31 protein-coding genes are annotated in these 24,634 nt (G+C 66.6%); 13 read left to right on the top strand and 18 right to left on the bottom strand.

What is annotated here, in order from left to right; all coding sequences use genetic code 11:
• Positions 1-77: 77 nt before the first annotated feature.
• A complete protein-coding gene (locus B1756_RS04265; RefSeq protein ID WP_086887430.1) occupies positions 78-1,346 on the top strand; it encodes a saccharopine dehydrogenase family protein in 1,269 nt (422 codons plus the stop codon).
• A gap of 202 nt (positions 1,347-1,548) precedes the next feature.
• Here the strand turns inward: B1756_RS04265 and B1756_RS04260 are convergent, their stop codons facing one another.
• A complete protein-coding gene (locus tag B1756_RS04260; protein ID WP_086887429.1) occupies positions 1,549-1,914 on the bottom strand; it encodes a rhodanese-like domain-containing protein in 366 nt (121 codons plus the stop codon).
• A 155-nt stretch (positions 1,915-2,069) separates the two neighbouring features.
• Between B1756_RS04260 and B1756_RS04255 the strand changes: the two genes are divergently transcribed.
• From B1756_RS04255 to B1756_RS04245, 3 genes are all read left to right on the top strand, one after another.
• Positions 2,070-2,312 (top strand): DUF7557 family protein, encoded by a 243-nt coding sequence (locus tag B1756_RS04255; protein ID WP_086887428.1) that lies wholly within the window; start codon positions 2,070-2,072, stop codon positions 2,310-2,312.
• Positions 2,312-2,716, top strand: a complete 405-nt coding sequence (locus tag B1756_RS04250) for a type II toxin-antitoxin system VapC family toxin (protein ID WP_086887427.1) — start codon at positions 2,312-2,314, stop codon at positions 2,714-2,716. The genes B1756_RS04255 and B1756_RS04250 overlap by 1 nt, the downstream gene beginning before the upstream one ends.
• A 219-nt stretch (positions 2,717-2,935) precedes the next feature.
• Positions 2,936-3,589 carry a ribonuclease HI family protein gene (locus B1756_RS04245; RefSeq protein WP_086887426.1) on the top strand — a complete coding sequence of 218 codons (654 nt, stop codon included), beginning with the start codon at positions 2,936-2,938 and terminating at the stop codon, positions 3,587-3,589.
• 23 nt (positions 3,590-3,612) lie between these two features.
• Here B1756_RS04245 and B1756_RS04240 read toward each other — a convergent pair whose 3' ends face one another.
• From B1756_RS04240 to B1756_RS04230, 3 genes are all read right to left on the bottom strand, one after another.
• The gene (locus B1756_RS04240) at positions 3,613-4,206 is read right to left on the bottom strand and encodes a uracil-DNA glycosylase (RefSeq protein ID WP_086887425.1); all 594 of its coding nucleotides are present in this window, start codon (positions 4,204-4,206) and stop codon (positions 3,613-3,615) included.
• Positions 4,207-4,392: 186 nt separating this feature from the next.
• On the bottom strand, positions 4,393-4,962 hold the full coding sequence (locus B1756_RS04235; RefSeq protein ID WP_086887424.1) for an endonuclease dU: 570 nt from the start codon (positions 4,960-4,962) through the stop codon (positions 4,393-4,395).
• Positions 4,963-5,002: 40 nt separating this feature from the next.
• Positions 5,003-5,179, bottom strand: coding sequence for a DUF5786 family protein (locus B1756_RS04230; protein WP_086887423.1), 177 nt, complete (start codon positions 5,177-5,179; stop codon positions 5,003-5,005).
• Between the two features lie 149 nt (positions 5,180-5,328).
• Between B1756_RS04230 and B1756_RS04225 the strand changes: the two genes are divergently transcribed.
• Entirely contained in the window at positions 5,329-5,940 is a 612-nt protein-coding gene (locus tag B1756_RS04225; protein ID WP_086887422.1) for an MBL fold metallo-hydrolase, read from the top strand.
• Between the two features lie 71 nt (positions 5,941-6,011).
• Here B1756_RS04225 and B1756_RS04220 read toward each other — a convergent pair whose 3' ends face one another.
• Positions 6,012-6,161 carry a 50S ribosomal protein L40e gene (locus B1756_RS04220; RefSeq protein ID WP_086887421.1) on the bottom strand — a complete coding sequence of 50 codons (150 nt, stop codon included), beginning with the start codon at positions 6,159-6,161 and terminating at the stop codon, positions 6,012-6,014.
• A gap of 79 nt (positions 6,162-6,240) precedes the next feature.
• Positions 6,241-6,741, bottom strand: coding sequence for a DUF367 family protein (locus B1756_RS04215; RefSeq protein ID WP_086887420.1), 501 nt, complete (start codon positions 6,739-6,741; stop codon positions 6,241-6,243).
• 111 nt (positions 6,742-6,852) lie between these two features.
• On the opposite strand from B1756_RS04215, the gene B1756_RS04210 reads away from it, so the two are divergent.
• Positions 6,853-7,200, top strand: coding sequence for a nuclear transport factor 2 family protein (locus B1756_RS04210; RefSeq protein ID WP_086887419.1), 348 nt, complete (start codon positions 6,853-6,855; stop codon positions 7,198-7,200).
• Positions 7,201-7,562: 362 nt separating this feature from the next.
• On the opposite strand, the gene B1756_RS04205 is transcribed toward B1756_RS04210, so the two are convergent.
• Positions 7,563-8,744: an MBL fold metallo-hydrolase gene (locus B1756_RS04205; protein WP_086887418.1), complete on the bottom strand. Its 1,182-nt coding sequence runs from the start codon at positions 8,742-8,744 to the stop codon at positions 7,563-7,565.
• Between the two features lie 203 nt (positions 8,745-8,947).
• Between B1756_RS04205 and B1756_RS04200 the strand changes: the two genes are divergently transcribed.
• The 4 genes from B1756_RS04200 to B1756_RS04185 all read left to right on the top strand — a co-directional run bounded on the left by B1756_RS04200 (position 8,948) and on the right by B1756_RS04185 (position 12,768).
• Positions 8,948-9,169 carry a hypothetical protein gene (locus B1756_RS04200; RefSeq protein WP_086887417.1) on the top strand — a complete coding sequence of 74 codons (222 nt, stop codon included), beginning with the start codon at positions 8,948-8,950 and terminating at the stop codon, positions 9,167-9,169.
• A gap of 88 nt (positions 9,170-9,257) precedes the next feature.
• The gene (locus B1756_RS04195; protein WP_086887416.1) at positions 9,258-9,533 is read left to right on the top strand and encodes a hypothetical protein; all 276 of its coding nucleotides are present in this window, start codon (positions 9,258-9,260) and stop codon (positions 9,531-9,533) included.
• 102 nt (positions 9,534-9,635) lie between these two features.
• On the top strand, positions 9,636-11,156 hold the full coding sequence (locus tag B1756_RS04190; protein ID WP_086887415.1) for a stage II sporulation protein M: 1,521 nt from the start codon (positions 9,636-9,638) through the stop codon (positions 11,154-11,156).
• A 304-nt stretch (positions 11,157-11,460) separates the two neighbouring features.
• Positions 11,461-12,768: a TIGR00341 family protein gene (locus tag B1756_RS04185; RefSeq protein WP_086887414.1), complete on the top strand. Its 1,308-nt coding sequence runs from the start codon at positions 11,461-11,463 to the stop codon at positions 12,766-12,768.
• A gap of 41 nt (positions 12,769-12,809) precedes the next feature.
• Here the strand turns inward: B1756_RS04185 and B1756_RS04180 are convergent, their stop codons facing one another.
• On the bottom strand, positions 12,810-14,273 hold the full coding sequence (locus tag B1756_RS04180) for an MATE family efflux transporter (protein ID WP_086887413.1): 1,464 nt from the start codon (positions 14,271-14,273) through the stop codon (positions 12,810-12,812).
• Positions 14,274-14,342: 69 nt separating this feature from the next.
• Entirely contained in the window at positions 14,343-15,434 is a 1,092-nt protein-coding gene (locus B1756_RS04175) for a geranylgeranyl reductase family protein (protein ID WP_086887412.1), read from the bottom strand.
• A 115-nt stretch (positions 15,435-15,549) separates the two neighbouring features.
• Between B1756_RS04175 and B1756_RS04170 the strand changes: the two genes are divergently transcribed.
• Both B1756_RS04170 and B1756_RS04165 read left to right on the top strand, forming a co-directional pair.
• Positions 15,550-16,380, top strand: coding sequence for a cyclase family protein (locus tag B1756_RS04170; protein ID WP_086887411.1), 831 nt, complete (start codon positions 15,550-15,552; stop codon positions 16,378-16,380).
• On the top strand, positions 16,377-17,366 hold the full coding sequence (locus tag B1756_RS04165; RefSeq protein WP_086887410.1) for a fumarylacetoacetate hydrolase family protein: 990 nt from the start codon (positions 16,377-16,379) through the stop codon (positions 17,364-17,366). The genes B1756_RS04170 and B1756_RS04165 overlap by 4 nt, the downstream gene beginning before the upstream one ends.
• A 30-nt stretch (positions 17,367-17,396) precedes the next feature.
• Here the strand turns inward: B1756_RS04165 and B1756_RS04160 are convergent, their stop codons facing one another.
• The 9 genes from B1756_RS04160 to B1756_RS04120 all read right to left on the bottom strand — a co-directional run bounded on the left by B1756_RS04160 (position 17,397) and on the right by B1756_RS04120 (position 23,122).
• Positions 17,397-18,164 carry a methyltransferase domain-containing protein gene (locus tag B1756_RS04160; protein WP_086887409.1) on the bottom strand — a complete coding sequence of 256 codons (768 nt, stop codon included), beginning with the start codon at positions 18,162-18,164 and terminating at the stop codon, positions 17,397-17,399.
• Between the two features lie 89 nt (positions 18,165-18,253).
• Positions 18,254-18,739 carry a toxin-antitoxin system TumE family protein gene (locus B1756_RS19325; protein ID WP_161493143.1) on the bottom strand — a complete coding sequence of 162 codons (486 nt, stop codon included), beginning with the start codon at positions 18,737-18,739 and terminating at the stop codon, positions 18,254-18,256.
• A gap of 5 nt (positions 18,740-18,744) precedes the next feature.
• Positions 18,745-19,329 (bottom strand): DUF7342 family protein, encoded by a 585-nt coding sequence (locus tag B1756_RS04150; RefSeq protein WP_086887407.1) that lies wholly within the window; start codon positions 19,327-19,329, stop codon positions 18,745-18,747.
• A gap of 99 nt (positions 19,330-19,428) precedes the next feature.
• The gene (locus tag B1756_RS04145) at positions 19,429-20,034 is read right to left on the bottom strand and encodes a GTP-dependent dephospho-CoA kinase family protein (protein ID WP_228434464.1); all 606 of its coding nucleotides are present in this window, start codon (positions 20,032-20,034) and stop codon (positions 19,429-19,431) included.
• 2 nt (positions 20,035-20,036) lie between these two features.
• On the bottom strand, positions 20,037-20,234 hold the full coding sequence (gene spt4 / locus B1756_RS04140) for a transcription elongation factor subunit Spt4 (RefSeq protein ID WP_086887406.1): 198 nt from the start codon (positions 20,232-20,234) through the stop codon (positions 20,037-20,039).
• Between the two features lie 2 nt (positions 20,235-20,236).
• Complete coding sequence (locus tag B1756_RS04135) at positions 20,237-20,806, bottom strand: DNA-directed RNA polymerase (RefSeq protein ID WP_086887405.1); 570 nt, start codon at positions 20,804-20,806, stop codon at positions 20,237-20,239.
• Positions 20,807-21,193 (bottom strand): PIN domain-containing protein, encoded by a 387-nt coding sequence (locus B1756_RS04130; protein WP_086887404.1) that lies wholly within the window; start codon positions 21,191-21,193, stop codon positions 20,807-20,809.
• 7 nt (positions 21,194-21,200) lie between these two features.
• Positions 21,201-22,460, bottom strand: coding sequence for a translation initiation factor IF-2 subunit gamma (locus B1756_RS04125; RefSeq protein WP_086887403.1), 1,260 nt, complete (start codon positions 22,458-22,460; stop codon positions 21,201-21,203).
• A gap of 188 nt (positions 22,461-22,648) precedes the next feature.
• Positions 22,649-23,122 carry a cupredoxin domain-containing protein gene (locus B1756_RS04120; RefSeq protein WP_086887402.1) on the bottom strand — a complete coding sequence of 158 codons (474 nt, stop codon included), beginning with the start codon at positions 23,120-23,122 and terminating at the stop codon, positions 22,649-22,651.
• A 188-nt stretch (positions 23,123-23,310) separates the two neighbouring features.
• On the opposite strand from B1756_RS04120, the gene B1756_RS04115 reads away from it, so the two are divergent.
• Positions 23,311-24,327 carry a DUF5787 family protein gene (locus B1756_RS04115; protein ID WP_086887401.1) on the top strand — a complete coding sequence of 339 codons (1,017 nt, stop codon included), beginning with the start codon at positions 23,311-23,313 and terminating at the stop codon, positions 24,325-24,327.
• The last annotated feature ends 307 nt before the right edge of the window (positions 24,328-24,634 follow it).

Genomic DNA, 24,634 nt, shown 5'->3' with positions numbered 1-24,634 from the left:
ATCCGCTGGCCGGTCGAGCCACCGTCCTGGTCCCCACCCAACAGTTGAGTCCGTCGAGCGCGAACTGACGACCAGCCGTGTCGACCACCGATCGAACGCACGACCTCGTCGTCTGGGGTGCAACCGGCGTCGCTGGCCGCCTCGTGGCCGAGCACCTCACCGACCGATACACGCCGGCGCAACTCTCGCTCGCCCTCGGCGGTCGAGACGAGCGCCGCCTCGAGAAACTGGCGTCGACGCTCACCAGCAGCCAGTCCGGGTGGGAGGAGATACCGATCGAGGTCGGCGACGCGACCGATCCCGACAGTCTCCACGCGCTCGCCGACCGCACCGAGGTCGTCTGTACGACTGTCGGCCCGTACACCAGATACGGTACGCCGCTCGTCGAGGCGTGTCTCGCGACCGGAACCGACTACTGTGACCTGACCGGGGAGGTCACCTGGGTGCGGGAGATGATCGATCGCTACCACGAGGAGGCGGTCGACGCCGGCGTCCGGATCGTCCACAGTTGCGGGTTCGACTCGATCCCTGCCGACCTCGCCACGTTGCTCGTCCAGTCGTTCGCCCGCGAGGAGTTCGGGGCGTCGTGTGATCTGGTGCGACTCTACCTCGAGGACGGTCGCGGCGGCGTCAGCGGCGGGACGGCCTCGAGCATCGTCGACGTGTTTCGGGCCGCATCGACGGACCCGATCGCCCGGCAGACGCTCCGAAACCCGTACTCGCTGGCACCGCGTGGGGAACGCGACGGCGTCGACCCGGGTGCCCAGACGCTCCCGACGATGGACCCCTTACGAGCGGTGTGGACGGCCCCGTCACCGATGGCAGTCGTCAACGAGCGGGTCGTCCGCCGGAGCAACGCCCTGCTCGACTATCCCTGGGGCCGCGAATTCGAGTGTACGGAGGTCGTCCCCGTGGGTGGTGGCCCCGGCGGCCTCGTGGGTGCAAGCGCTATCACCGCAGGACTCGGACTCGCCACTGCCGCGATGGCCGTCGGACCGATCCGGGAGGGAGTCCGCCGGTTCGTGTTCCCCGATCCGGGCGAGGGACCGACGAGAGAACAGATCGAGACGGGCTATTTCACTCTGCGGGCGCTCGGCCGCGGGACCGCCATCGACGGCCCGTTCGTCGTGGAGGGCCGGATCAGTGCCGACCGCGATCCGGGGTACGGCGCGACCGCGATCATGCTCGGTGAGGCCGCAATGTGTCTCGTCCGCGAGGAGGTCGACTCGCCACTCGAGGGTGGCATCCTCACCCCGGCATCCGGAATCGGCGAGCCGCTCGCCGATCGGCTTCGCCACGCCGGTCTGGTCGTCGAGGTTGGGGAGTGGGACGGGCACCGCGCGTGACGTTGTGACCTCGCCGTCACGACTCGAAGATCCGCCGGTCACCTGCGAGAGCCGAAAAATGGGCCGCGACCAGGGGAGGGCACTGGCTGGTGTGTACGGACCACTTCGAACTGCCAGCGTGATACGAACGACGTTCTGGCCCACTCGATGGATTTCAGGGCCGCTACATTCCACCGATCGGGTCGGTGTGGCACTCTGGTCCTCAAAACGGCGACTCGGCGTCGGCACCAGCTTCTTCGGCCGACTCCTCCCGGGAGAGACCGAACTGGAGGCCGTACTCCTCGAGTCCGCCGGCCATGCTCTCGACGGTCGCGTCGGCAGTCCCCTCGTAGGAACCGATGAGGTTCGCCGCCTGCACACTGGCCTTGCCGTGGGGGCAGACGGTGACGATCCGCGCTGCGTCCTCGAGTTCGTCGACGCGACGGGTGAGTTCGTGAAACGGCACGTTCTCGCTGCCGGGGATGTGGCTTCGCTGGAAACTGTGCTCGTCGCGAATGTCGACGATTCTGACGTCCGCGTCCTCTTCGAGCAGTTCCTTGACCTCCGACGGTGAGATTTCGCCGTCCATTACCGGCGCATTCGAACGCCGAGGGAATAAGGCCACGGGTCGCCGGTTCGGATTCCCCGAACGCGTGGCCTCGTACGTGGTTTCGAAGCAGAGCGAGTGTGAGAAAAATAACTGGTTTCGCCAACCATTTTGTATGTGCATACGTATGTGCATACATGGGTGATACCTCCATTCGCATCTCCCGGCGGACGAAGGCGCAGCTAGACCTCCACAAGCGTGAAGACGAGAGCTACGACGAGCTGCTTCAGCGGCTCACTGAGGGGACGGACAAATGGGCCGGATTCGGAGCACTCGCGGAGGCTGATCCGGCGTTCGAGTACGATCCGGAGCAGATCGACGAGCTTCGTCGGGGGACGCGAGAACGGATGCGTGAGCGAATCGAGGAGACGGACGAATAATGTTGCTGCTGGATACGAACGTCCTGAGCGACTATCTGGCTGGATACGAGCCGGCGAGAGAGCTATTGATCGAGTACGAGGACGACGAGTGGATCGTCTCGGGTCTCGTCCTGTACGAGACGTATATGGGGGTGCTCTACGGCTACGTTCCCGGTACCCCGGAGGAGGTGTTCTCGATCGTCGATTCCACCATGGAGATCGTCAACGTGACTGAGCAGACCGCGACCGAATCCGCGCGATTGCAACGAGAGCTTCTGGAAATCGGCGTTCCGGCGGATCAGCCCGACGGACTGATCGCAGCCTCGGCGCGAGAACACGGTGCAGCGCTCGTGACGGCTGACGAAACGTTCTGGAACGACGAGGTCGGTGCCGTTCTCGACGTCGTCCGGTACCATCGGGAGTGACCGGTCACCCGAGCGGCCTCTCGGCCGTCTCGTTCTCCATTTGCTGACTCGCTGGTCGTAACGGACGGATCGATTCGAATCGGCCTGCCACCGGCGCACCTGAAGGGATTATTTCGCTCGAGCGCCGAGAACCGGTATGCCGTGGTGTGACCAGCCACCGACCTCGTCCGGCAGCGATAGTCCGGGAGTCAGGAACCGACACTCGAGGGGGCACGTACCGTGAGCGACGACCGCCTTCCGGCCGAACACTGCTCGCCGCTGGCCACGCTGGTCGACGAGGTGCTGGCTCGCGTCGGCTACGAGATGGCAACTGCCACCGACGCCATCGACGACGCCGTCCCCGGCTACGGTGGACTCTTCGACCCCGCAACCAGTCCGGCGGAGCTGCGCCGCGCACTCGAGGACCTGCTCGAGTCGGAACTCACCCGGCCGCCCGCTCCCGAGCCGGTGGGTGACGCGTTCGTGCTCTACGTCGACGGCAGTTCACGCGGCAACCCCGGCCCCGCAGGTGCTGGCGCTGTCGTTCTCGACGCCGCGGAGAACCAGCTCGCCCGTCTCGGCCGCCCCGTCGGTTCCCGGACGGGGAACAACACCGCCGAGTACGCCGCCCTCGAGCTGGGGCTCTCCGAACTGGTGACTCGGTACGACCCACGGAGGCTCGAGGTGCGCATCGATTCGATGACTGTCATCCGGGACGTCTGGGGTGGTGAGGACCCGACGGAACCCGGCGTCGAGGCCTACAGCGAGGCCGTCGCGGCGACGCTCTCGAGCGTTCCGGAGCAGCGGTACACTCATCTGGCCGACAGCGACCCGAACCCCGCCGACGCGCTGGCGACAGTGGGCGCTGACATCGCGGCGTTCGGACCTGGGTAAGAGCCCTCCGCTGCGTCCGGTCGTCAGAACCCGTCGAGTCGCGACTGGTCGCTGCTGTTCTCGAGCCCCGCCAGATCCGCCGCCTGCTCGAGCGTCGATTCGAACGTCTCGCTCTGGCTCCGATCGTACAGCGTCGCCGCGGGGTGGACGTTGATCAGCACCCGGCGGGGCTCGCCGCCGATCCGGACTTCCTCGATCTCACCTGCCTCCTTCGTCACGGCGACCGACCGCTCCAGGAGGTGTTCGCTCGGGACCTTTCCGAGGGTGACGATCACTTCGGGGCCGAGTCGGTCGATTTCGGTCTCGAGGTAGCCGCGGCAGTTCGCGAGTTCCTCGGTGGTGGGGTCGCGATTTTCCGGCGGCCGACAGCGTACGCAGTTGGTGATCCGGACGGCCGACCGGTCGACGCCGATGGCCCGGAGCCCGTCGTCGAGGACGGAGCCGCTGCGACCGACGAAGGGTTCGCCCTCGGCGTCCTCGTTGGCACCGGGACCCTCGCCGACGAACAGCAGTTCGGCGTCGTCGGGACCGGTGCCGTTGACGATCCGGTTTCGGGATTCGACCAGCTCGGGACAGCGTTCACACGCCGTGACCCGAAGGTCTTCCATCTCGCTCATACCGGGCGGTCGGGAGGTACCGTACTACGTCTTTCGGGTCGCCGTATGCAGTTCTCCCGGACGTGCTCGGCTGCTACGTCTCGAGGTCGCCGTCGGAGACGACGACGTCGTCGACACCCTCCGTGCCGTCACTGCGATCAGCAAGCTCTGGACCCGTTGGAACCGCACTCGAGCTGCCGGCCAGCCTTACCCCTCGTCGACGTATCGATCACCGGCTCGAGCGGCCACGCTCGCAACCCGGATCGGTTCGGGACGGCCGCCAGCGAGCGTGAATCCGTCGACGACCTCGGCGGCCTCCTCGCGGTCGCAGTTCAGATGTCTGACGTAGACCGTCTCTTCGCTCTCACCGATCTCGACCGGGTAGCGGTCGGGCAGCGATCGGTACGTCTCGAGTCGCGATTCCAGCTGCCGACCCGAGAACGCGTCCCGGAGTGCGGGCTCGAGACCGGGGCTCGCTTCGAACGTCACCGCGAGCACCGGCCGGTCGGCGACTGCTGCGATTCGGGACAGATCGAGGACGTTGTACCACGCGGGGGCGACGGCACCGAAGAAGACGTACCGAACGTCCGGCCGGAGACGGCCCTCGAGGAGGTCGACCACGGCGTCGGTGGCGTCGGTTCCGCCGACCGTACACGATACGTAATCGAGGTCCTCGAGAACGCCGTCGGCGCGAACGACGGCTCCGGCGAGAGTGCTGTGGCTCGCGTCTTCCTGATACGACTCGGCGATTCCGAGTGCCCGAACCCCAGATTTCATCACAGTGTTGGATCACCGGAGCCGGGTCGCCGCCACCGGGTCAGTCCTCGCTCTCTTTGATCTCCTGTAACCGGTCGAGTAACTCGTCGCTCGAGGCTCCGTTCTCGAACTCGATGCTTCCTTCGTGGCTGTTCTCTTCGGCCGATACCGCGTCGTCGTCGTCAAAATCAGTATCTACGTCCCGTTGCTCGGATTCGTCGTAGCTCCCGAATCCCATGCACGTTCTACTACTCCCTCCGGTGTCAAAAATTCCGCGGTCACCCGGGATGTCGGTAGGAACTGAGTTCGCGGACAACGACTCCCGCTGCACGCTGGCACCGCGAGCCCGGGCACCAGCATTTTTGTCTCGGCCCTCGAGTGTCAGGTATGGACGTACGTCACGTGACCGCGGATGCGGAGACGTTCACCTGCAACGCCTACCTCGCTGTCGGCGAGGAGAACACGCTCGTCGACGCGGGTGCCTGGGACGGCGTGATCGATCAGATCCGGACTCACGTCGAGGACGTCGACGCCGTCGCTCTCACCCATCAGCACGGCGATCACGTCGCCGAACTCGAGTCAGTCGTCGAGGAATTCGACCCGGACGTCTACGCCTACGACGACCATCCGTTGCGCACGGAGGCGATCGACGACGGCGATACGGTGACGATCGGCGACGAGACCTTCGACGTGGTCTACACGCCCGGCCACGCCGACGACCACGTCGCGTTCGTCTCCGAGACGACGCTCTTCTCGGGCGACGTCGTGGTCCACGACGACGGTGCGTTCGACTACGGCAGCTTCGGCCGCACGGACATGGCCGGCCAGTCCCGTGAGCGACTGATCGAGAGCATCGAGGACCTGCTCGAGCGCCTGCCCGAGAGCGTTGAGCACATGTATTCGGGCCACGGTGGCGTCTTCCACGGTGACGTTCGAGACGTGGTAGAGACGGCGCTGCAGCGGGCGGAGAAGCGGGAGCCGAAGTATCCCGACGAGTAGTCGAGAGACGACGCACGCTCGAGCGAGCCAGCGGCTCGAGCGTCGGTGTCGAAGAGAGGAGAAGACGGCGTTCAGGCTGCGCGTTTTTCCTTTGCTTTCGGGCGCAGGTTCCCGTAGCCACACTTGCGGCAGCGGTCGGCGTCGGCCGCGTTGCGGGCGTTACAGCGCATGCAGATCATCTTCTCGAGCGTTCGACGGTCGGCGGCGTCGGATCCTGGCATACCCCGTCGTTGGCCCGAGGGGCATATAACCGCTGTGATCCGGGGCAGGTGGGTCCTGCGAGCGGCTGACGACCGGCGGTCACTCCCCGGCGAGGTAGTCGTCTTGTACGGCGACGACCTCACTCGAGTCGCTACACTCGCTGTAGCGGCGCAGCGGTTCCTCGTTGAGCGTGAGGAACGTCTCGCCCCAGCGGAACGGCTCGAGGAGTTCTTCGGCGCGATCGTAGCGATCGAAGATGCAGCAGGCGGCGGCGAGTGCTTCGACGGTCGTCAGGCGGAACGGTCGGCCGTAGTTCACCGGGTTGGCCGCGACCAGAAAGGGCAGGGCGCGGTGGACGCCGTTCATCCGGAAGGCCGCGGCCTCCGCGGATTCCCACGAGCAATCGAGGGCGACGAGCGTCTCGAGGCCTTCGGCGGCGTCGGCCGGCGAGAGCGCCTGTTCGGCGTGGGGGTTGAGCACGACCCCGTAGGGGACCTGCCGCATCGAGCGGTGCAAGACGGCCTCGTCGAAGCGCTCGAGGCGGCGGGCCGTGCACTTGTCGGGGTCGTCGTCGCCCTCGTAGTAGACGTGACACTCCACGCGACCGGGTAAGAGGTGGTGAGAGAAAAGCGGCGTGGAACGGCGCGTATACCGACGCGGTGTCGGTGCAGCGAGGGCAGGCTTTTACCCCCGCGCTCGAATGTCGGGGGCATGGACGCGCCCGAGACCGTTCGACGGTACTACGACGCCCTCGACGCCCACGAGTACGGGCCCCTCGAGTCAGTCCTCGCTCCGGGATTCGTCCAGCGACGGCCGGATCGGACGTTCGAGAGCCGCGAGGCGTTCGTCCAGTTCATGCGCGAGGAGCGGCCCAATCCCGACACGAGCCACGACCTCGAGTCGGTGCTGGTCGACGGCGATCGAGTTGCAGTGCGCGGCAGAGTTCGCGACGCCGACGAGGTACTGTTCGAGTTCGCCGACTTCTTCGCGCTCGAGTGCCACGACGACTCTCGAGCGCCGGTGATCGAGAGACTGGAGACGTTCGCGCGGAAGGGGTAATCGAAACGGTCCACACGAGTTCTTCGACCGGCTTCGGCACTGCGTGCGTTGTCGCCGGCCTCGACCCCGTGTGTATCCTCCAGGGGGCTTCCGCATGGCGACGATCCGGCGGACTGGACCTGTCGGACGGCCGGCTCCGGCCCGGGTCATCGCCGTGTCGCAGCCGTGTCCTCGGCCACGTCGGGCTCGGTGGAAACCGTTCGCCGGTCGGCCTTCGGCCACAGGCGCTACGGATCGCCGTTTGTTCCGCTGGAGGAAGGGCTCGTGCCCCATTTTGATTACGTGCTTGGCATGTGTAAATATTTCGGTTGTTCGGGCAGGTGGAATGGTGGAGCCACCAGTCGGCGGCTCACACAGCTCGACTACGCCGAGCAGTTGTTCGGCCCCATCTCGAGTTCGACGCGGTCTTCCGGGGGCTGCTCCCGGGTCCCGCGGTTCGTCTCGATGATCTCCTCGAAGTTGGCGGGTTTCTCGCCGGCGTCGGCCATCCGGTCGACGAACTCGTCTTCCTCGAGACGCAGGACGTCGATCCCAGTCCGTGCGTCGTGGATCGTCGTCGTGATTGGTTTGCCGGGCGTGCCGGTGTCGAACTCGCCCTCGGCGGTGACGGGGACGTGGCCCGGGAGGACGAGTATCTGTTCTGGCTGGGTGAGGATCGTCCGCTGGAGCGTCTCGTAGAGCAGTCGGGCTCCTTCTTCGCCATTGCTCGCGGTTTCACCGTTCCCAGTTTCCAAGGCGCGTGGCACCTCGCCAAACTCGAGTTCCGTTCGCCCGGTCGACTCGGCGTGCAGCGTGTCGGCGGTGAGCACTGCTCGATCGTCGACCAGCAGGGAGAGCATGTCGCTCGTGTGCCCCGGCGTGTACAGCGCCTTCACCTCGCGGTCGCCGACGGAGAGCACCTCGAGGTGCGCGAGCGGCGTGAACTCGGCGGTCACGTCCCGGTCGGCGGCGTGCTCGCCCATGTAGTAGGGCACCTCGAGGCGGTCGGCGAGTTCGCGGCCGCCCGAGACGTGGTCGGCGTGGACGTGGGTGTCGATCACGCCGTCGATCGTGAGACCGGCTTCCTCGGCGGCGACCACGAACTCCTCGACGTCGGCGGTGGGGTCGACGACGACGGCCTCGCCGGTCGCCGCACAGCCGACGACGTACCCCAGACAGCCTTTCGCCCGGCGCTGGACCTGAACGATCGTGAGGTCGCCGCCGGCGTCGACCGCGGCGGTCTCGTAGACGCCGCTCCAGCCTTTCATGCCGCCATCGACCGCGTTGACCTCGTGGTCGTCGGTTGCCGAGGAGAGTTGCGTGGCGAGATTTCCGGAGGAGATGCCCTTCGCACAGATCGTCACGACGCGGTCGGCGTCGCCGACGGTTTCGTCGAACTCCTCGAGGCGACCGTCCAGTTCCTCCTCCGGGCCGAACGGGAAGTGGATCGCGCCGGGGACGCGCCAGGACTCGTAGCTCTCTTCGGGGCGCGTATCGACGAGCGTGAACGATTCGTCGCCGTCGAGCATCGCGGCGAGCCGGTCGGGGGAGAGCGTGGTGACCATGCCAGTCGTACGGTTTCGATCCCCTAAGTCTCGTCCGTAGCCCACTCCGGTTCGGGCGGACACTCTCACCCAGTCCCGAAACACGAACGGTGGGGATCTCGGATGGGAAATCACATTCCGCACAAACCTATGGCACCGTTCCGAATAGATGGGGGCCGAAAAGCGAGTAATGCGCATGGGTGAAAAATCGGCAATCGCAAGAGGTGACCGACGATGTCAACGACTCCAGCAAATCGGTTGAAAGTCGCTACGGTGGCGTGACCCTCGAGGGAGAGCCCCACGCGTTGAGCGCGTGGTTCGTCGTCGGACTCCGACTCACGATGGGGCTCGCGTTCCTCGGGCTGGACAGGGTCGTCGAACAGCGGCGCGTCGGCGGGCAACCGCTGGTCGAGCGCTACTCGAAACTGCGATACCTGCTCGGATAGGGGCTCGACACTCGAGCCGTCGGTCTTTTTTCGCCGATCCGTCACGGACGATAACACCTACGTGCCCGGTGTCCCAAGAGTCGATACGATGGCATCCCTGTCCCGCCTCGTCCGTGGGTTGCTGGTGACGGTCCTCGGCATCCTCGTCGTGGGCCTGCTCGCGACGATCGTCTTCGCCGTGACCATCTTCGTCGTCTCGACGGGTGCTGGCCTGGCCGGCTACGACCCGAGTGCCGACTTCGTCGTCCTGGCCGCGTCGCTCATCGTCGTCGCCGTCATCCTGACCGGCGGATTCACCCCTCGGCTCTCGAACGGGGTCCGGGACGACGACGATGACGGGTTCGACGATCGGACGTACAACTGACCCCGCTGACCGAACTTCTCCGTATACGCCGCTCTCCCGGTCTCTTCATCGGTGACGAGATCGATCACTTCCCTTAACTTATCTGGCGATGATGGGGCAACCATGAGCCTCTCCGACCCCCTCCGTGCCGTCGGTGCCGTCTTTCGCAGCCGCCCGGCGGACTTCTTCCCGCTGTATTTTCTCGGAAGCGCGGTCCCTCTCGTCGCCCAGGTCGTCCCGTTCGTCGCCGTCGTCGTCGCCTACCTCTACGTCCTCTCGACGGGCCGCCTCGAGGTCGTCGAGACCGCTCTCGCCGGCGTCGAGGAGATGCCCGACCCCGAGGGCGATCCAGAGGCCTTCGGCGACTGGATCGTCGAGTTCGGTGACGCTCTCGAGCCGCTGTTGACCCTTCCGCTGTCGCTCCTGCTCGGCCTCGCAGCGATCGTCTACGTCGGCGTGTTCCTGATCGCCACTGCGGTCGTCGCTGGCGGCCAGCTCGCAACCTGTCACGCCAGACTGCAGAACCGACGTGGAACGACCGCCGGCATCGCTGGCTTCCGACGGTACGGCGTCCGGTTTGTCCTGCTCTACGTGCTCGAGATCGTCCTCTGGATCGTCGTGACCACACTCGTCTTTCTGCCGGTCCTGTTCATCGCTGTCCTGTTCGCGCTCGCGAATCCGATCGTTGCGGTTCTGGTCGCGCTGCTCGGGGTCATGGTGTGGGTCGCACTCATCGCCGTCGTGCGGGCACTGTTCGCGTTCGCTCCCGTCGCGGTCGTCGTCGACGACGCGGGCGTATTCTCCTCGCTCTCGAACACCGCTGGATTCGTCCGGAGAGAGCCGGTCTCCGCGGCGTTCTACTACGCCATCTCCGTCGGATCGATCATGGCGGTCGGGGTCGTTTCGAGCGCACTCGTTTTCTTCGAGGTCGTGATGCCGGTCACGCTCGCGACCTCGCTCCTGTTGTTCCCCGCGCTCGACCTCCTCAAGACGGGACTCTACCAGCGCTACCGGGACCAGTTCAGACCGCCCGCTACGCCGGATCGATCCCTTCGGACCCAGCTCCGTCGTGGGATTCGACGCGGCTGGAGCGAACTGGTCGCGTTCGTCCGCGCGACGCCGGGAACCCACGTACTCGTCCTCGGCCTCGCCGTCGCCTCGTTTTACGCGGGGTGGTGGGCGGCCGCACCGTTCGCGGGGACCGTCCCGGCGTCGATCTCGGCGCGCATCGAGGGCATCATCCCGCCAGCGTTCGCCCTCGAGTTGTTCGCGAACAACTGGCTCGTCGCCATCAACACCGCCTTCGCTGGCGTCGTCTTCGCGGTCCCGGCACTCGTCTCCGTGGTGTTCAACGGCCTCAACATTGGCGTCCTCGCCCGCCTCGAGGTCGAACCGCTCGAGTTGCTGGCGTTCGTCGTTCCCCACGGCATCTTCGAGATTCCGGCGATCCTGATCGCCAGCGCGCTGGGGATTCGACTCGGTGTCCTCGGCTGGCGCACGTTCAGGGGACGAGCCAGCACCGACGTCCTCGCGGACGCCCTCGAACGCGCGTTCTGGGTACTCGTCGGACTCGGGATCCTGCTGGCGGTCGCTGGCTTCGTCGAGGGATTCGTGAGTCCGTACTACTGGCGACCGTTCCTCTAGTGGCGGTCCAGGTCTGAACTGCGAGGTCGAACCGATCGGCGTCAGTCGGATCGACCTCGCAGTCGGCGCCTGGAACGGTACTATAGTAACAACTGCAACGATTCACACACTGATCGCCGATCAGTCTGGCGATCAGGTGTGCACTGACGTGCAGTGGCTACTATAGCGGTCAGACGCGGCGTCGTCGGTTACCGTCGCCGGTCGGCCGCACCTGTCACCTGCTCCCCTCGAGCCGGTCGCCTGCGGGTCCGTGTGGCGCAGTAATCGCCCCAAGGGCTATCAGCGCCTCGAGTGTGGCCCCCGTATGCGGTACCTCGAAGTGACCGTTCCCGAGGGGAACCGACGGGCTGTCCTCGACATTCTCGAAGACGAAGGGATCGACTACGTCGTCGGCGACGAGACCAGCGACAGGGCCTACGACGCGGTGGTGCGGTTTCCGGTGCCGACGCGGGCGGTCGAACCGATCCTCGACCGGCTGAAACGGGCCGGCATCGGTGACGAGTCGACCGTCGTCGTGATCGACGCCGAGACGGTCGTCTCCGAGCGGTTCGCGACGCTCCGGGAACAGTACCGGACCGGCGGACAGACTGGCTCTCGGACCTCGAGACAGGTGCTGCGAACGAAAGCGGACGAACTCACGCCGCCGGTTCCAGTCTACGCCACCATGTTGCTCATCAGCGCCGTCGTCGCCACCGCGGGCCTGCTCGCGGACTCGCCAGCGGTCGTCATCGGCGCGATGGTCATCGCCCCGCTGCTCGGCCCTGCGCTCGCGGCCAACGTCGGCATCGTCACGGGCGACGACCGGCTCCGTCGGACGGGGTTTCGGTACCAGCTGACCGGCGTCACGCTGGTCATCGTCGCCTCGATCGGACTGGCGACGCTCGCTCGCTTCGCGGGACTCGAGCCCGCGGGCGTCGACATCGTCGTCGCCACCGAACTGCAAGAGCGCGTCGCGCCGAACGTCTTCTCGCTGGCGGTCGCGCTCGGGGCCGGTATCGCCGGCATCCTGAGTCTCACCCGCGGATTCTCGGAGGCAATCGTCGGCGTGATGATCGCCGCGGCACTCATTCCGCCGGCCGCGGCGGTCGGGATTACGGTCGCCTGGGGGATGTACGGTGCCGCACTCGGCGCGGCCATCCTCGTCGTCGTCAACGTCCTCTCGATCAACCTCGCCGCGCTGGGAACGCTCTGGATCGCTGGCTATCGCCCACAGGGGCTGTTCGAGGTATCGCCGACTCGACGGCCGACGGCCGTCTATGCGACTATCTTCGCGGTCGGCCTGCTCGTCCTCGCCGCTCCGCTGGCCGGCGTCACCGTCCTCGAGTTCCAGACGACCCAGCTCGAGTCCGCAGCCGAGTCGGAAGCCGAAGCCGTCCTCGCAGATCCCGCCTACGACGACCGCACGCTCGAGGACGTCGCAGTGGAACTCGACGACGACTATCCGATCCAGTCGGTCGACCGCGTCGTCGTCACCGTCGCCGGGCCGGACGCGGAACCGGAACCGGGGCTGGCCGACGACCTCGCGGCGGCCATCGAGCCACCGGGTGAGGAGCGACTCCCGATCGAGGTTCAGTACGTCGTTTCCGAACGCCGCGGGCTCGAGAACCCGTAACCCGATCGCCGGGTTGCCCGTTACCGGACCTCCAGACGGAGTCAGTCGGTCCCCGACTCCGCCGACGGTCGGTACCGTCGACTGACGGCTTTCCAGCGTCCACGCCTGAACAGCCAGTAGTTGATCCCGCCCGGGACGTACGCCTCGAGCAGGAACGCCAGATAGAGCGCGGCGACGCCGAGTGGCGTCACGAGGCCGAGCGCGGCCACCGGGATGGCGAAGACGTAGCGGCCGACCAGCGAGGCGACGAACGGTAGCCGGGTGTCGCCGGCCCCGAGGAGCGCGCCCGCTGCCGCGCCGTCGATCCCGAACCCGACCGAGCTGACGGCGGCGACGGCGACGAACGCGCCGGCCTGAGCGACCTCGGCGGGGTCGCCCACGAAGAGGCTCGCGATCGGCTCGGCGAAGACGACCACCAGGACCGCGAGACCGGTGTAGACGACCGTCGAGAGCCGGATAATCGCCGCACCGTAGGCGCCCGCCTCGGCCTCGTCGTTCGCGCCCAGTTGCTGGCCGACGAGCGAACTCGCCGCGAGCGAGAGCCCCCAGTTGACGCTGTTGATCAGGCTCCGGACCCGCCGGCCGACCTCGAACGCCGTGACGATCACCGGACCGAACGTCGCCGCGATCCACAGCAGCGGGAAGACGGCGATCCCCTGGGCCAGTCGGCGGCCGATCTCCGGCGTCGAGATTTCGGCGATCTGACGCAGTAAGCCGGGCTCGAGCCGCAGGCCAGCCCGGGTGATCGGAACGGGGCTCGGCTCCATCCCGAGGACGCCGTAGGACCGGCCGACCATCCCCCAGGCCAGCACGATAGTGACGACGCCGGTCGAGACGGTCGTTCCGATCGCCGCGCCGGCGACGCCCATGCCGACGCCGAAGATGAGTACTGCACTGATGATCACGTTGAGCACCGCCCCGCCAGCCCGGATCACCATCTCGGTGAACGTATCGCCGACCCCCGTGTAGGTCCGACTCGCGATCAGGTTCAACAGTTCGAACAGGACCGCCGGCGCGACGAACACGAGGTACGTCGCCCCGTGACCGATCGCCGCAGCACCGCCCTCGCCCTCGAGTGCGCCGGGGCCGAGCGCGAACAGTCCCACGAGCGACTCGGCGGCGAGCGCAAACGCCGCGGCGATGGGCAGTGCGACGGCCACCGCGAGGAAGACGCTCTGGGTGACGACGAGCGAGGCGCGCTCGTCTTCCTCGCCGCCGAAGTTTTGCGAGACGAGCGAGACGGTCCCGCCGGCCAGTCCGAGCCCGATCATCACGACGATCTCCCAGTAGGCCAGCGCGAACGCCAGCCCGGCGGTCCCGGCGGTGCCGACCGCCATCCCAACCATCGCGAGGTCGGCCGTCTGCTTCGACATGATCGCGAAGCCGGTGACGATGCGCGGCCCCGCCAGATCCGCCGTCGGGCCGAACCGGTCGGCTGAGATGATCCCCAGCCGCTCTAACGCGCGCCCGACACGCGCGACTACTGCCGGTCGCCGTCCAGTCATCGGCTGCTGCTTTCGTCACCGCGACCTTCGGTCTGTCGGCAGTCGGCGTGGGTTACCGGTTCTCCGTCCCTACGGCCGAAGCCTCGAGACCAGCGCCCGGAGGTGTGCCGGCGAGACGAGCGACGTCGGCCGGTCCATGTGGACGCCGATCTCGCCCGAAAGCGCGCGCAGGCCGATCCGCTGGACCGGTTCCGGCAGGGAGTACGCCTGCCGCAGGAGGTGCCCGAGTCGCTGGTCGCGCGAGAGGTCGTTCCGCCAGGCGCGTTCGTAGTCGACCACGGTCTCCGGCCGATCCGGGTCGATCTCGCGGGCGGCGTGGTCGGCCGCCGTCGTCCCGTAGAGAATCCCCCCGCCGGTGAACGGCTTGGTCTGGCCCGCCGCGTCGCCGATCAGAAAGCCCCGGCTCGAGGTGACGCGCTCGGGCGGTCCGATCGGAATCGCGCCGGAACAGCGGTGGGAGACGTCGATTTCGTAGCCGTCGATCAACTCCTCGAAGTGTCTGGTGACCTGGACGCCCGGTGGGGCTGCCAGCCCGTACTCGACGCCTGCGTCGCCACGGGGGATGCGCCAGGCGAAGAAGGTCGGCGCGGTGAGGTGGACGTCGACGAAGTCCTGGTGGTCTTCCTCCTCGGAGAACGCGAGCACGCCGTGGAGCAACTCGTCGGGCTGGGGGAGCTCGAGTTCCTCCCGGACCCGCGAGCGCGGGCCGTCACAGCCGGCGACCAGTTTGCTCTCGACGGTCTCGGTGCCGTCGGGGCCGTTCGCGACGACCTCGACGCCGTCGCGGTGCTCGGTGACGCCGGTGACGGTGTATCCATCGCGGACGTCGGCGCCCGCTTCGCGTGCGAGATCCGCGAGGTGCCTGTCGAGGCCGACGCGGTCGATGACGTTCGAGGCCACCTCGCGCTTGTAGAAGGGATAGGCGCGGCTCTGTGGCCCGCCGACGTGGAAGCGCGCGCCGTAGATCTCGTTCTGGAACAGCTCCTCGCGCGCCCCCGGGCCCGTGATCGACCAGATATCCGTACTCACGTGTCCCGAACACGCGAGTGGCGTGCCGATCTCGCCTTTCTCGAGGGCGAGGACGTCGTACCCGCGTTCGGCGGCGCGCCTCGAAAAGCGCGCCCCGGCGGGGCCGACGCCGACCACGACGAAGTCGTACATATTCTGCAGGTTCTCGTCAGTCGGTAAATATCCTCCCTCCCGTACCAGCCAGTGGATCAGGTCGCACCTTGCGGACGTCACCCACAGCTAAGGTCGTGCCTGCGGAGTGTCAGGTATGCACGACCCGAACCTGCTCACGGCCGAGGGGGTCGACCTGATCGACCTCAGCATCGGCCTCGAGGACGGCGTCGCGAGCGAACCCGAGCCGCCGACGATCGATCACTTCGGCCACGAGGCCGGTGCCGATCGCCTCGCGGAGAACCTGCAGGCGATGGGCCACGACGTCGACGGCGAGGACTTCCCCGGGGGCATGGGGCTGGCCTGGGAGGACCTCGAGGTGATCCCCCACGCGGGTACCCACATGGACGCCCCGTGGCACTACGGCCCCGAGGTCGACGGCGAACCGGCAAAGACGATCGACGAGGTCCCCCTCGAGTGGTGTCGCGGCTCGGCGGTCGTCCTCGACTTTCGCTGGATGGACCCCGGCGAGGAGATCTCGGTCCCGGACCTCGAGAAGGCACTCGCAGAGCTCGAGCACGACCTCTCGCCGGGCGAGATCGTCCTGATCCAGACCGGCGCGGACGAGCTGTGGGGGACGCCCGAGTACCTCACGCAGTTCCCGGGGATGAGCGCTGCGGGGACGAAATTCCTCGTCGAGCAGGGTGTCCGGGTGATCGGGACGGATGCCTACGGCTTCGACAAGCCCTTCACTGCGATGGGCGAGCGCTACGCCGAGACCGGCGACGAGTCGGAACTGTGGCCCGCGCACTTCGCGGGTCGGGAGGTCGAGTACTGCCAGATCGAGAAGATGGCGAACCTCGACGCGCTGCCCCGGAAGACCGACGTACCGATCGTCGCCTTCCCCATCTCAATCGAGGATGCAAGCGGCGGCTGGGTTCGCCCGGTTGCTTTTGTCGAAGAGCGCGAATCGGAGGGTGAGACATGAAACTTGCGACCTTCGAAATCGAGGCCCAGACCGGACCCGTCCAGCGCATCGGTGCCGTCGACGAGTCGAGCGACAGCCACGCCGCAGGCGAGGCCACCCTCGTGGATCTCACCGCCGCCTACGCGGCCGCCCTCGCGGCCGAGGGCGAACCCGCTCCTCGCAGACTCGCCGAGGCCCACGTCCCCCCGGAGATGGTCGCGTTCTTGGCACGCGGCGACCGGGCCATCGACGACGCGCGCGAGGCGCTCGCCTACGCGGCCGAAACTGACGCCGAGCGAGGTCCCGGTGGCGCGACACTGCGCTACGAACCCGGCGAGTACGAGCTTCGTGCGCCCCTTCCACGACCCAACTCGCTGCGCGATTTCATGGCCATCGAAGAGCACGTCCAGAACAGCATGGACGGCGACGTCCCCGACGTCTGGTACGACCTGCCGGTCTACTACAAGGGCAACCCCGACAGCGTCGTCGATCCCGGCGAGACCGTCCAGTGGCCCGCCTACTCCGACCTGATGGACTACGAACTCGAGATTGCGGCCGTAATCGGTAAGCGAGGCCGGGACATTCCTGCTGACGAAGCCGACGAGCACATCGCGGGCTACACGGTGTTCAACGACTTCAGCGCTCGCGACATTCAGGGCGAGGAGATGGGTGGCCGACTCGGGCCGGCGAAGGGCAAGGACTTCGCGAACGGTCTGGGTCCCTACCTCGTCCCGCGCGAGGACGTCGACGTGCTCGCCGCGCCGATGACCGCCCGCGTCAACGGCGACGTCTGGTCCGAGGGCACTGTCGACGAGATGTACCACTCCTTCGGCGACATCGTCGAACACCTCTCACAGTCCGAAACCCTGTACCCCGGCGACGTCATCGGCAGCGGCACCGTCGGCGAGGGCTGTGGACTCGAGCTCCGGCAGTTCCTCGAGGACGGCGACCGCGTCGAACTCGCAATCGAGGGGATCGGGACGCTCGAGCACACCGTCCTCGAGTAACTCGTTCCGGGTACTCCCGTCTCGGGTAGCCTACTCGAGCCGTCTGGCCCGGATCAGGGCCTTGTGATTCGCGAACGATCGAACCTGCCCGTCTTCGACGTCGATCTCGAACGCCGTCGTCGCTTCGGGGGGTGCCGCGAGGAGGATCGACTCGAGTTCTCCACGGCGGTCGTCGCCCACGGACTGGGCGTCGATCCACCCGTCGAACTCGAGGGTCTTCCGGACGTGGTGGACGTCCTCGACGACGAATTCGTTCGCCTCGAGCAACTCGATCCAGCGATTCGTCCGGTACGAGCGCACGTGCGTCGGATCGCGCAGTCGCTCCACGCGATTGATGAACGCGTCGAGGTCGTCGTCGGCCGGCGCGACGTTGTCCTCGAAGGCGAACGTGCCGTTCGGCTCGAGCACCCGCGAGACTTCGGAGACGAATGCCTCCGGATCGGGGAAATGATGGGCCGCGATCCGGCAGGTCGCAGCGTCGAACGCCCCGGTGGCGAACGGGAGTGCCTCGGCGTCTGCGATCACTCCCTCGACACCGTCGAACTCGCTTTCGGCGGTTGCGGCCATCTCCGGTGCAGCGTCGGCTGCGACGACGCGTGAAACACCGCGGGCGGCGACCGCACCGGCGACGTGTCCAGCGCCCGTGGCGATGTCGAGGACCTGCGTCGCGTCCGAACACCAGTCCGCGACCCGCTCGAGATCCGCACCCTGTCTGTGAACTGCGCTCTCGAGGTAGTCGTCGGCGGCGGCACCGAACGACGTAACGGTCTCCCGTTTCGAATCGGTGCCGTCGCTCATGGTGTTCAGGTACGTGGTGACGGCCGATACATGTAGTGTCGTCGTCGGTACGTCCAAATCGACCTCAGCAGCGTCGGATACTTTTCCAGTTACTCCGGCTCGTTCAGCACCTCGAGTCCGTTTTCGACGGCCGCTTCCCAGTTCGTGATCACACCTCTGGTCACGATCGCTGGCCGGTGGACGCGAAACTGGGACGGTTCGACCACGGAGGGGTCACTCGAGGCCGCCGGCGGCGGGTGGGAGTGTGCGTCTCCGGGGACGTCGTACGTTCTACCGTGAGGGTGGCGGCCCCAGCGGAAGTCGAGGTCGGGCTCCGTGTAGTGGTACTTGTAGTCGTCTGCAGTCGTCCACTGGACGTCGAACCGGCCGGTCACGTCTTCGGCCACTCCCGGGGTCAGTTCGACGGTGAGTACCGTCGGATCGACCGGATCGTCGAGATTCGTCTCCGAAAGCGGTAGCATTCGATCGAAGACACCGCGAGTCGTGACGAGCGCGTCGGCGTCGATCGGGCCCCGGAGTCTGTGTGACGACGGATCGTGGTCCTCGCTGTCGTCGCCGCCGTCGTCGGCTCCCATCACCGTCACGAGTTCGCGACCGACCCCGACCGCCCCTCTTCGACGTGCTCGGTCGCCTGATCGATCGAGAGCGCTGCCTGAGCGAACGCCAGGTTTCGCTGCGTCGTTTGCCACTCAGTGACTACGCTCACGTCGACGGCGTCGTCCGCGGCCTCTTCACCCTCGAGCGCCTCGGCACCGAGCGCGACTGCGAGTTCTTCCGGAGAGTCGACGCCGTACGTGGATCGGTACTCACGAATCGTCGCTTGCATCTCCGTCACACGCTCCGTGAGGTCCGTCGTCGACAGGTCCGACAGCAATCGATTCGCGCGAGCGACGACCAGTGACTCGGGTGAGCGGCGATACCGTTTTCCACCCTGGTCGTCACCGTCGACGGCGACGAACCCGTCGGTCGAAAGCGACTCGAGGTGTTTCCGTGCAGTCTTCGGCGTCGTCTGGGCCTCGTCTGCAACCTCGCTCGCCGACACCGGTGTGTACGCGTGCCGGATCACCTCCTTGACCCGTTCTGCAGGGGTGGTCTCTGCCACCCACGCCTCGATTCCGTCTCCGGGGTGTGCGTCGGTGCGGCCCGAGGACTCTGAATCTCCCATACCTCGTCGTACGACGTGAAGGAGCATAGGTTCTTTCACCCGAACGCATGTTACGCCACTGGCGCTCGCGCCGAGTGATACGGACGAAAATCGAGATCGCTAGCCGTTTCCTGCACCCTCGAGCAGGTCCCACAGCCGTTCGGTGTCGCCGTCGAAGCGCTCGAGGAGGTCTCGAACCCGTCCCCGAACGTCCTCGGTGACGACGACGTGGACCATCCCCTCGTCGGGCTGGCCGTAGACTACGCTCGCACCAGCTGGCGCGGCGACGATTGCCGGAAGCGCGACGAGGTCCTCTTCGCCGTCGACCAGAATCGTCGTCGGCTCGTCGGTCTCGAGTCCTTCTCGAAGGGCCTCGAGGACGTCGACCGAAATCTCGGCGGCCGGGTTGACGGCCTCGAGCTGGACGTCGTCTGCGACGGTCTCGCGGATCTCGTCGTCGACTGCCGAGCGCTTCGTCTGTTCGTCGACGACGGCGACGTCCGGCGTGTGGCCGGCCCGAAGGAAGTGGTAGGTGACGACGTCTCCGACCGCGATGAGTGGCCCCTCGAGTTCGGCGAGCAAGGCGTCGGCTTCGGTCTCGATCGGCCCCATGGGGTCTTTGAGGTCGCCGCGGAGGTCTTTCGGGAGGGTGAGCAGCGGCTGATACTCCCGCGGTTCGTCGCCTTCGTCACTCTCGCCGCCCGTATCGTTGCTATTGCGCGTCACGGTTACCGGACTTTCAGCGCGTACGCGCCGGGTTCGGTGACCTGCATTTCGGTTGCGATTGCGCTGTCTTCGGGGTGGGCGATGACGACGTATCCCGCCCAGTCTTCGGTGAGCGACGAGGAGTTACAGGCGTCGCAGGTTTCGTTGTCGGGATCGTTGACGCGGTGACACTCCCGACAGACGAGCCGATTGGATGCCATGGTTATTCACCCGGGGTTGCTTCTTGTTTCTCGTGGTCTTCTTTGAGCCAGCCGTGCTTGCCGAGGCCCGGCTGTTTGGCCGTGAGTCCGATCTTGGAGTCACGGGGGTTTCGTTCGTCGATGCTCTTGGTGACGATCCGCGCGCGGACGGCGTCTTCGACGCCGAGTGCGCGGTCGGACTCGTTCGAGGACAGCTGTTGATTCTCGCCGTCGAACGCGAGGTATTCGTCGCTGATCTGGGAGACGTGGAGCAGTCCGTCGACGGGACCGATCCCGACGAACGCACCGAACTCGACGACCTCGACGACCGTTCCGTCGACGACCTCCTGCATATGGGGGTCGAACGTGACCGCGTCGAAGTCGGCCTCGTAGTAGACACCCGGTCGGTTCGGCAGGACCGTCCCCTCACCGATGTCGTGGACTTCGGTGACGGAGACGACGCTGCCGACCTCCTCGTCCATCCGACCCTCGAGTTTGTCCTGGAGGAGCTTCTTGACGAGGTCCGGCGAGACGTCGCCCAGCTCCTCCGGCGGTACTTCCACCGTATCCTTCAATCTGACCCGTTTGTACATCTATGGTTGAGTGATCGCTAACTTGTTTCTCCCGCGTAATGCAATTACCGGTCTGTTCTCCTCGAGCACGCGGTCCCTGAGCGGCCGATCGTTGGTGACGACGTAGTCGACGGTCCCCTCGCGGGCGAGTTCGACCAGCGCGTCGTCGGCGTACGACGCCTCGGTGTCGACGACGAGACAGCGCTCGGTCGCCAGATCGTGGCCGACGTTCGCGGCCGTTCCCTCGGTGCCACCCTTCTCGGAGAGCCGTCGAAGCTCTTCGATGACCGACTGCGGGGTGATCGGCTCGAACGAATCCAGTAATCGCTCGAGTTCGTCGAACAGCCTGACGTCGAGTTCGACCGGCATCATCAGCGCGCTCGTGTCGAGGGCGACCCGCGTGCTCATACTCGGCTCAGCCCTGTAAGGTTCCCAGTCCGATCAGCCGCCAGCGAGCACCGATTCGGCGATTGATGGCGATCTTCGCGCCGGGTTCGGCTGCGACGGGGCGTTTGAGCGAGACCTCACACTCGCCTTCGCGGGCGCTGGTGACTGCGCCGACGGTCGTCGCCGTGCCGACGGTCATCATCAGGGGTTCACCGGTCGAGATTTCGTCGATCGTGCCGTCGCCGCCATCGGCGGCGGCCGTCGCGTCCTCGGTGCTCCCGACGATGCGGTCGAGCAGGTCGACGTCCATCGTGAAGGATTGCCAGGTCGGCGGGAGGCTGCCGGGCGGGCCAGCGATGCGGCCCGCGAGGGCGTCACCCTTGGTGAGCGACGGGTCGAGTCCGGTGCCGACGCCGAGTAAGCCACCGGGTGTGACGGTGTCGGCGGTTTCGCCGCCGGCCTGCAGCGATCGGATCGTCGTCTCGATCGGAACGTACTCGGTCTGGCCACCCTCTTCGACCTCGCGGCCGGGTTTGATCTCGATCTCGTCGCCGACCTCGAGTTCGCCCGCGACGAGGCTGCCGCCGAGAACGCCGCCGGAGAGGTTCTCCGCCGTGGTACCGGGTTTGTTGATGTCGAAGCTCCGGGCGACGTGCATCCGGGCGTCGGCGTCGGGATCGCGGTCGGGCGTCGGGATCTCTCGTTCGATCGCGTCGATCAGCAGGTCGAGGTTGACCTCCTGGCCCGCGGAGACGGGGACGACGGGGGCGTCCTCGGCGACGGTGCCCTCGACGAACTCCTGAATCTCCTCGTAGTTCTGTCGGGCCTGATCGGTGCTGACGAGGTCGACCTTGTTCTGGGCGATGACGATGTTGTCGATGCCGATGATGTCGAGCGCCATCAGGTGCTCTTCGGTCTGGGGCTGTGGAACGGGCTCGCTGGCGCTGATCACCAGCACGGCTCCGTCCATCAGCGACGCGCCAGACAGCATCGTTGCCATCAGGGTCTCGTGCCCCGGGGCGTCGACGAACGACACGGTCCGAAGCGGCTCGCTCTCGCTGCCATCCGGACACTCCTGCTCGACGGTGTAACACTCGGGTTCGTCCACGTCCGGACAGCGACGGAACGTCGCGTCCGCGTAGCCCAGCCTGATCGAGATGCCGCGTTTCATCTCTTCGCTGTGCTGGTCCGTCCACGAGCCACTCAACGCTTGCACCAGCGTCGTCTTGCCGTGGTCGACGTGGCCGACGAGTCCGATGTTCACCTCCGGTTGTTGGGTTCCTGCCATAAGACGATGAGTAATCTTGAGTAGAACTTCCGCCGTGCGCTTTAAAAACCTACTGTTCTGGGCCCACCTCCCGTCGGGCGTTCACGACTGCCTGACAGTACCCCGGTCCGACGAGAGTCTCGAGTCGGCATCAGCGGCTCGTCAGTCCGTCTCATCAGGGGACCGGGCGATACCCGGGCCGACTTCGGTCACCCCTCCGTGACGAACAGGTGGCCGGTGAACTCCTCGTCGTCGGGCGTCGTACAGCCGATCTCGTAGGTCCCGACGAACGGAAACTCCCAGGAGTGACCCGAGCCGTGGTCGTCCCCTGCCCAGCCACACTGGTCTGGGCTCTCGATCGGGTAGATCTCGTAGCCGGGTTCCGGCCAGCGCCAGGTGATGGTCGTCATTTGCTCGACCAGGACGGCCTCGGGGTCGAATCGCAACTCGCCGTCGGGTGCGACGTCGATCGTCACCTCCTCGGCGTCGGTCCGATCGACCGGGTCGTGGTCGGCGATGGCCGCCTCGAGGTCGTCGGTCTGTCCGCCTTCGTCGGCGTCCGCTGGCGCGTCGTCGTCTTCCGGTGGCTCGTCGGCTGACTCCTCGTCGTCCTCGAGACAGCCAGCGAGCAGGCCGACCCCGGCCAGAGCCGTCGCCTCGACGACGGTCCGTCGCGTCCACATGGTCGAGTAAAGCCGCTCGTGGCGATTAACTGTTCGTCCGAATTCGAGGCTTGTACCAGTGGAGATCGGTGTCGTCACCGGCGATTCACCATCTGTGACCCCTACCCGCGACCTTCCACCTCCGACCAGTAACCACCGACCATCCACCAACCACACACCTTTTTTCCCCACCGCCCCTCCCCTCGAGCGTGTCGGAGTTCGCGTTCGAACTCGAGCTGTGTGCCCACCTCGAGACCCGCTGTGAGGGCGTCGTGGCCCGTCAGCTGGGCGCGAGCGTGGCCGACCCCGGTGGTCGGATCCTCGACGTGGTCTGCGTCGAGCCGGGCCCGAAGTTCGACGAGCGACCGCAACTCACGAGCGCGGCGATCCCCGATACGGCCATCGAGTCCGCCGTCGGCCCGGGCCGGGCCCGGTACTGGAAGGACGCCTTCGACTGCCATCCCGACCGTGCACGGCGAGCCACCGAACGCGCCCTCGAGATTGGCTTCTTCGAATCACAGCTTCGCAACGGCCGGGAGTACGTCCGACAGGTCGCGCGCTACCCCGACTGGTACGGACGCATTCGCGGTATCGAGAACAAGCCGGACCTCGGCCGGCCCGGCGACCTCGAGTCCCAGCTGCGGACGGACGTCAGCCTCGCGCTGGTCGACGAGGTCGTCCTCGCGACCGAGAGTTACGTGACGCGGGCGCACCTGAATCGTATCCCTGACGAGGTGGGCGTCTGGCGCGTCCATCGCGAGTCCGCCGACGCCGATCCGTCTGTAACCGCATCGGCCCTCGAGGTCGAAATCGAGGTCGTTCGCGAAGCCGAGCCACTGCCGGTCGATCGGCCGGGCGTCGAACCGCTCGAGGCCAACCCCGGCCGGACCGACGTCGAAATCGTCGACGCCGACGACAAAGCTCGCACACGTCGTCGACTCGCCGAGCGAGCCTACGGCAAGGGCTGGCGGACGTTCGGCCTGCCAGCCTGTGGGAACTGTCAGCTGGGGGACGACGCCCCTTCGAGCGAGGTTACGCTCCCCTACTGTGACTGGGCCGGTCGGGTCGTCGACGCCGGGTCGGAGTGTGGGCCAGCCTGTCCGGCCCACGAGCCGGGTGACGAAACCGATGTCGACCTCGAGGCCGAACGCGAGCGCCGGACCCCCTGGATCGCCGATCCCGCCGGCAAACGTCGACGCCAGTCCGGGCTCGACCAGTTCTGGTAACTCGCCGTCGTTCGCCGCTCGAGTTCGCCTGATCGTCTCTCACCTCTATCGGTGTTTTTCGGAATTCGATATAGTATCCGTACTCGAGTATCGGTAGAATTGCTCGAGAACACCTCGAAAGCCCCCTGTCCCGCTCGAGCTCGCTGCCGAGGTACGTGCCTCGGCTCGCTCATCGGGTTCGCTCACCTGCGGTGCTACCGGCCACCAGCGACCGCGATCAGCGGGAGACGTTCTCGCTCGCTCCGCTCACGAGCTGTGGCTTCCGAGGATCGCACTCGTGTCGTTCGTGCTCGACGCACCGGCCCCG

The organism is Natrarchaeobaculum aegyptiacum, assembly GCF_002156705.1.
GTDB classification, from domain to species: Archaea; Halobacteriota; Halobacteria; order Halobacteriales; family Natrialbaceae; genus Natrarchaeobaculum; species Natrarchaeobaculum aegyptiacum.
This window is presented reverse-complemented; position numbering and strand designations above follow the sequence as displayed.

Excerpts from the sequence above, each read along its gene's own strand:
- B1756_RS04260 (WP_086887429.1), bottom strand. The coding sequence starts at position 1,914 with ATGGACGGCGAAATCTCACCGTCGGAGGTCAAGGAACTGCTCGAAGAG.
- B1756_RS04255 (WP_086887428.1), top strand. The coding sequence starts at position 2,070 with ATGGGTGATACCTCCATTCGCATCTCCCGGCGGACGAAGGCGCAGCTA.
- B1756_RS04250 (WP_086887427.1), top strand. The coding sequence starts at position 2,312 with ATGTTGCTGCTGGATACGAACGTCCTGAGCGACTATCTGGCTGGATAC.
- B1756_RS04240 (WP_086887425.1), bottom strand. The coding sequence starts at position 4,206 with ATGAGCGAGATGGAAGACCTTCGGGTCACGGCGTGTGAACGCTGTCCC.
- B1756_RS04235 (WP_086887424.1), bottom strand. The coding sequence starts at position 4,962 with ATGAAATCTGGGGTTCGGGCACTCGGAATCGCCGAGTCGTATCAGGAA.
- B1756_RS04230 (WP_086887423.1), bottom strand. The coding sequence starts at position 5,179 with ATGGGATTCGGGAGCTACGACGAATCCGAGCAACGGGACGTAGATACT.
- B1756_RS04225 (WP_086887422.1), top strand. The coding sequence starts at position 5,329 with ATGGACGTACGTCACGTGACCGCGGATGCGGAGACGTTCACCTGCAAC.
- B1756_RS04220 (WP_086887421.1), bottom strand. The coding sequence starts at position 6,161 with ATGCCAGGATCCGACGCCGCCGACCGTCGAACGCTCGAGAAGATGATC.
- B1756_RS04210 (WP_086887419.1), top strand. The coding sequence starts at position 6,853 with ATGGACGCGCCCGAGACCGTTCGACGGTACTACGACGCCCTCGACGCC.
- B1756_RS04205 (WP_086887418.1), bottom strand. The coding sequence starts at position 8,744 with ATGGTCACCACGCTCTCCCCCGACCGGCTCGCCGCGATGCTCGACGGC.
- B1756_RS04195 (WP_086887416.1), top strand. The coding sequence starts at position 9,258 with ATGGCATCCCTGTCCCGCCTCGTCCGTGGGTTGCTGGTGACGGTCCTC.
- B1756_RS04190 (WP_086887415.1), top strand. The coding sequence starts at position 9,636 with ATGAGCCTCTCCGACCCCCTCCGTGCCGTCGGTGCCGTCTTTCGCAGC.
- B1756_RS04185 (WP_086887414.1), top strand. The coding sequence starts at position 11,461 with ATGCGGTACCTCGAAGTGACCGTTCCCGAGGGGAACCGACGGGCTGTC.
- B1756_RS04180 (WP_086887413.1), bottom strand. The coding sequence starts at position 14,273 with ATGACTGGACGGCGACCGGCAGTAGTCGCGCGTGTCGGGCGCGCGTTA.
- B1756_RS04175 (WP_086887412.1), bottom strand. The coding sequence starts at position 15,434 with ATGTACGACTTCGTCGTGGTCGGCGTCGGCCCCGCCGGGGCGCGCTTT.
- B1756_RS04170 (WP_086887411.1), top strand. The coding sequence starts at position 15,550 with ATGCACGACCCGAACCTGCTCACGGCCGAGGGGGTCGACCTGATCGAC.
- B1756_RS04165 (WP_086887410.1), top strand. The coding sequence starts at position 16,377 with ATGAAACTTGCGACCTTCGAAATCGAGGCCCAGACCGGACCCGTCCAG.
- B1756_RS04160 (WP_086887409.1), bottom strand. The coding sequence starts at position 18,164 with ATGAGCGACGGCACCGATTCGAAACGGGAGACCGTTACGTCGTTCGGT.
- B1756_RS19325 (WP_161493143.1), bottom strand. The coding sequence starts at position 18,739 with ATGGGAGCCGACGACGGCGGCGACGACAGCGAGGACCACGATCCGTCG.
- B1756_RS04150 (WP_086887407.1), bottom strand. The coding sequence starts at position 19,329 with ATGGGAGATTCAGAGTCCTCGGGCCGCACCGACGCACACCCCGGAGAC.
- spt4 (WP_086887406.1), bottom strand. The coding sequence starts at position 20,234 with ATGGCATCCAATCGGCTCGTCTGTCGGGAGTGTCACCGCGTCAACGAT.
- B1756_RS04135 (WP_086887405.1), bottom strand. The coding sequence starts at position 20,806 with ATGTACAAACGGGTCAGATTGAAGGATACGGTGGAAGTACCGCCGGAG.
- B1756_RS04130 (WP_086887404.1), bottom strand. The coding sequence starts at position 21,193 with ATGAGCACGCGGGTCGCCCTCGACACGAGCGCGCTGATGATGCCGGTC.
- B1756_RS04125 (WP_086887403.1), bottom strand. The coding sequence starts at position 22,460 with ATGGCAGGAACCCAACAACCGGAGGTGAACATCGGACTCGTCGGCCAC.
- B1756_RS04120 (WP_086887402.1), bottom strand. The coding sequence starts at position 23,122 with ATGTGGACGCGACGGACCGTCGTCGAGGCGACGGCTCTGGCCGGGGTC.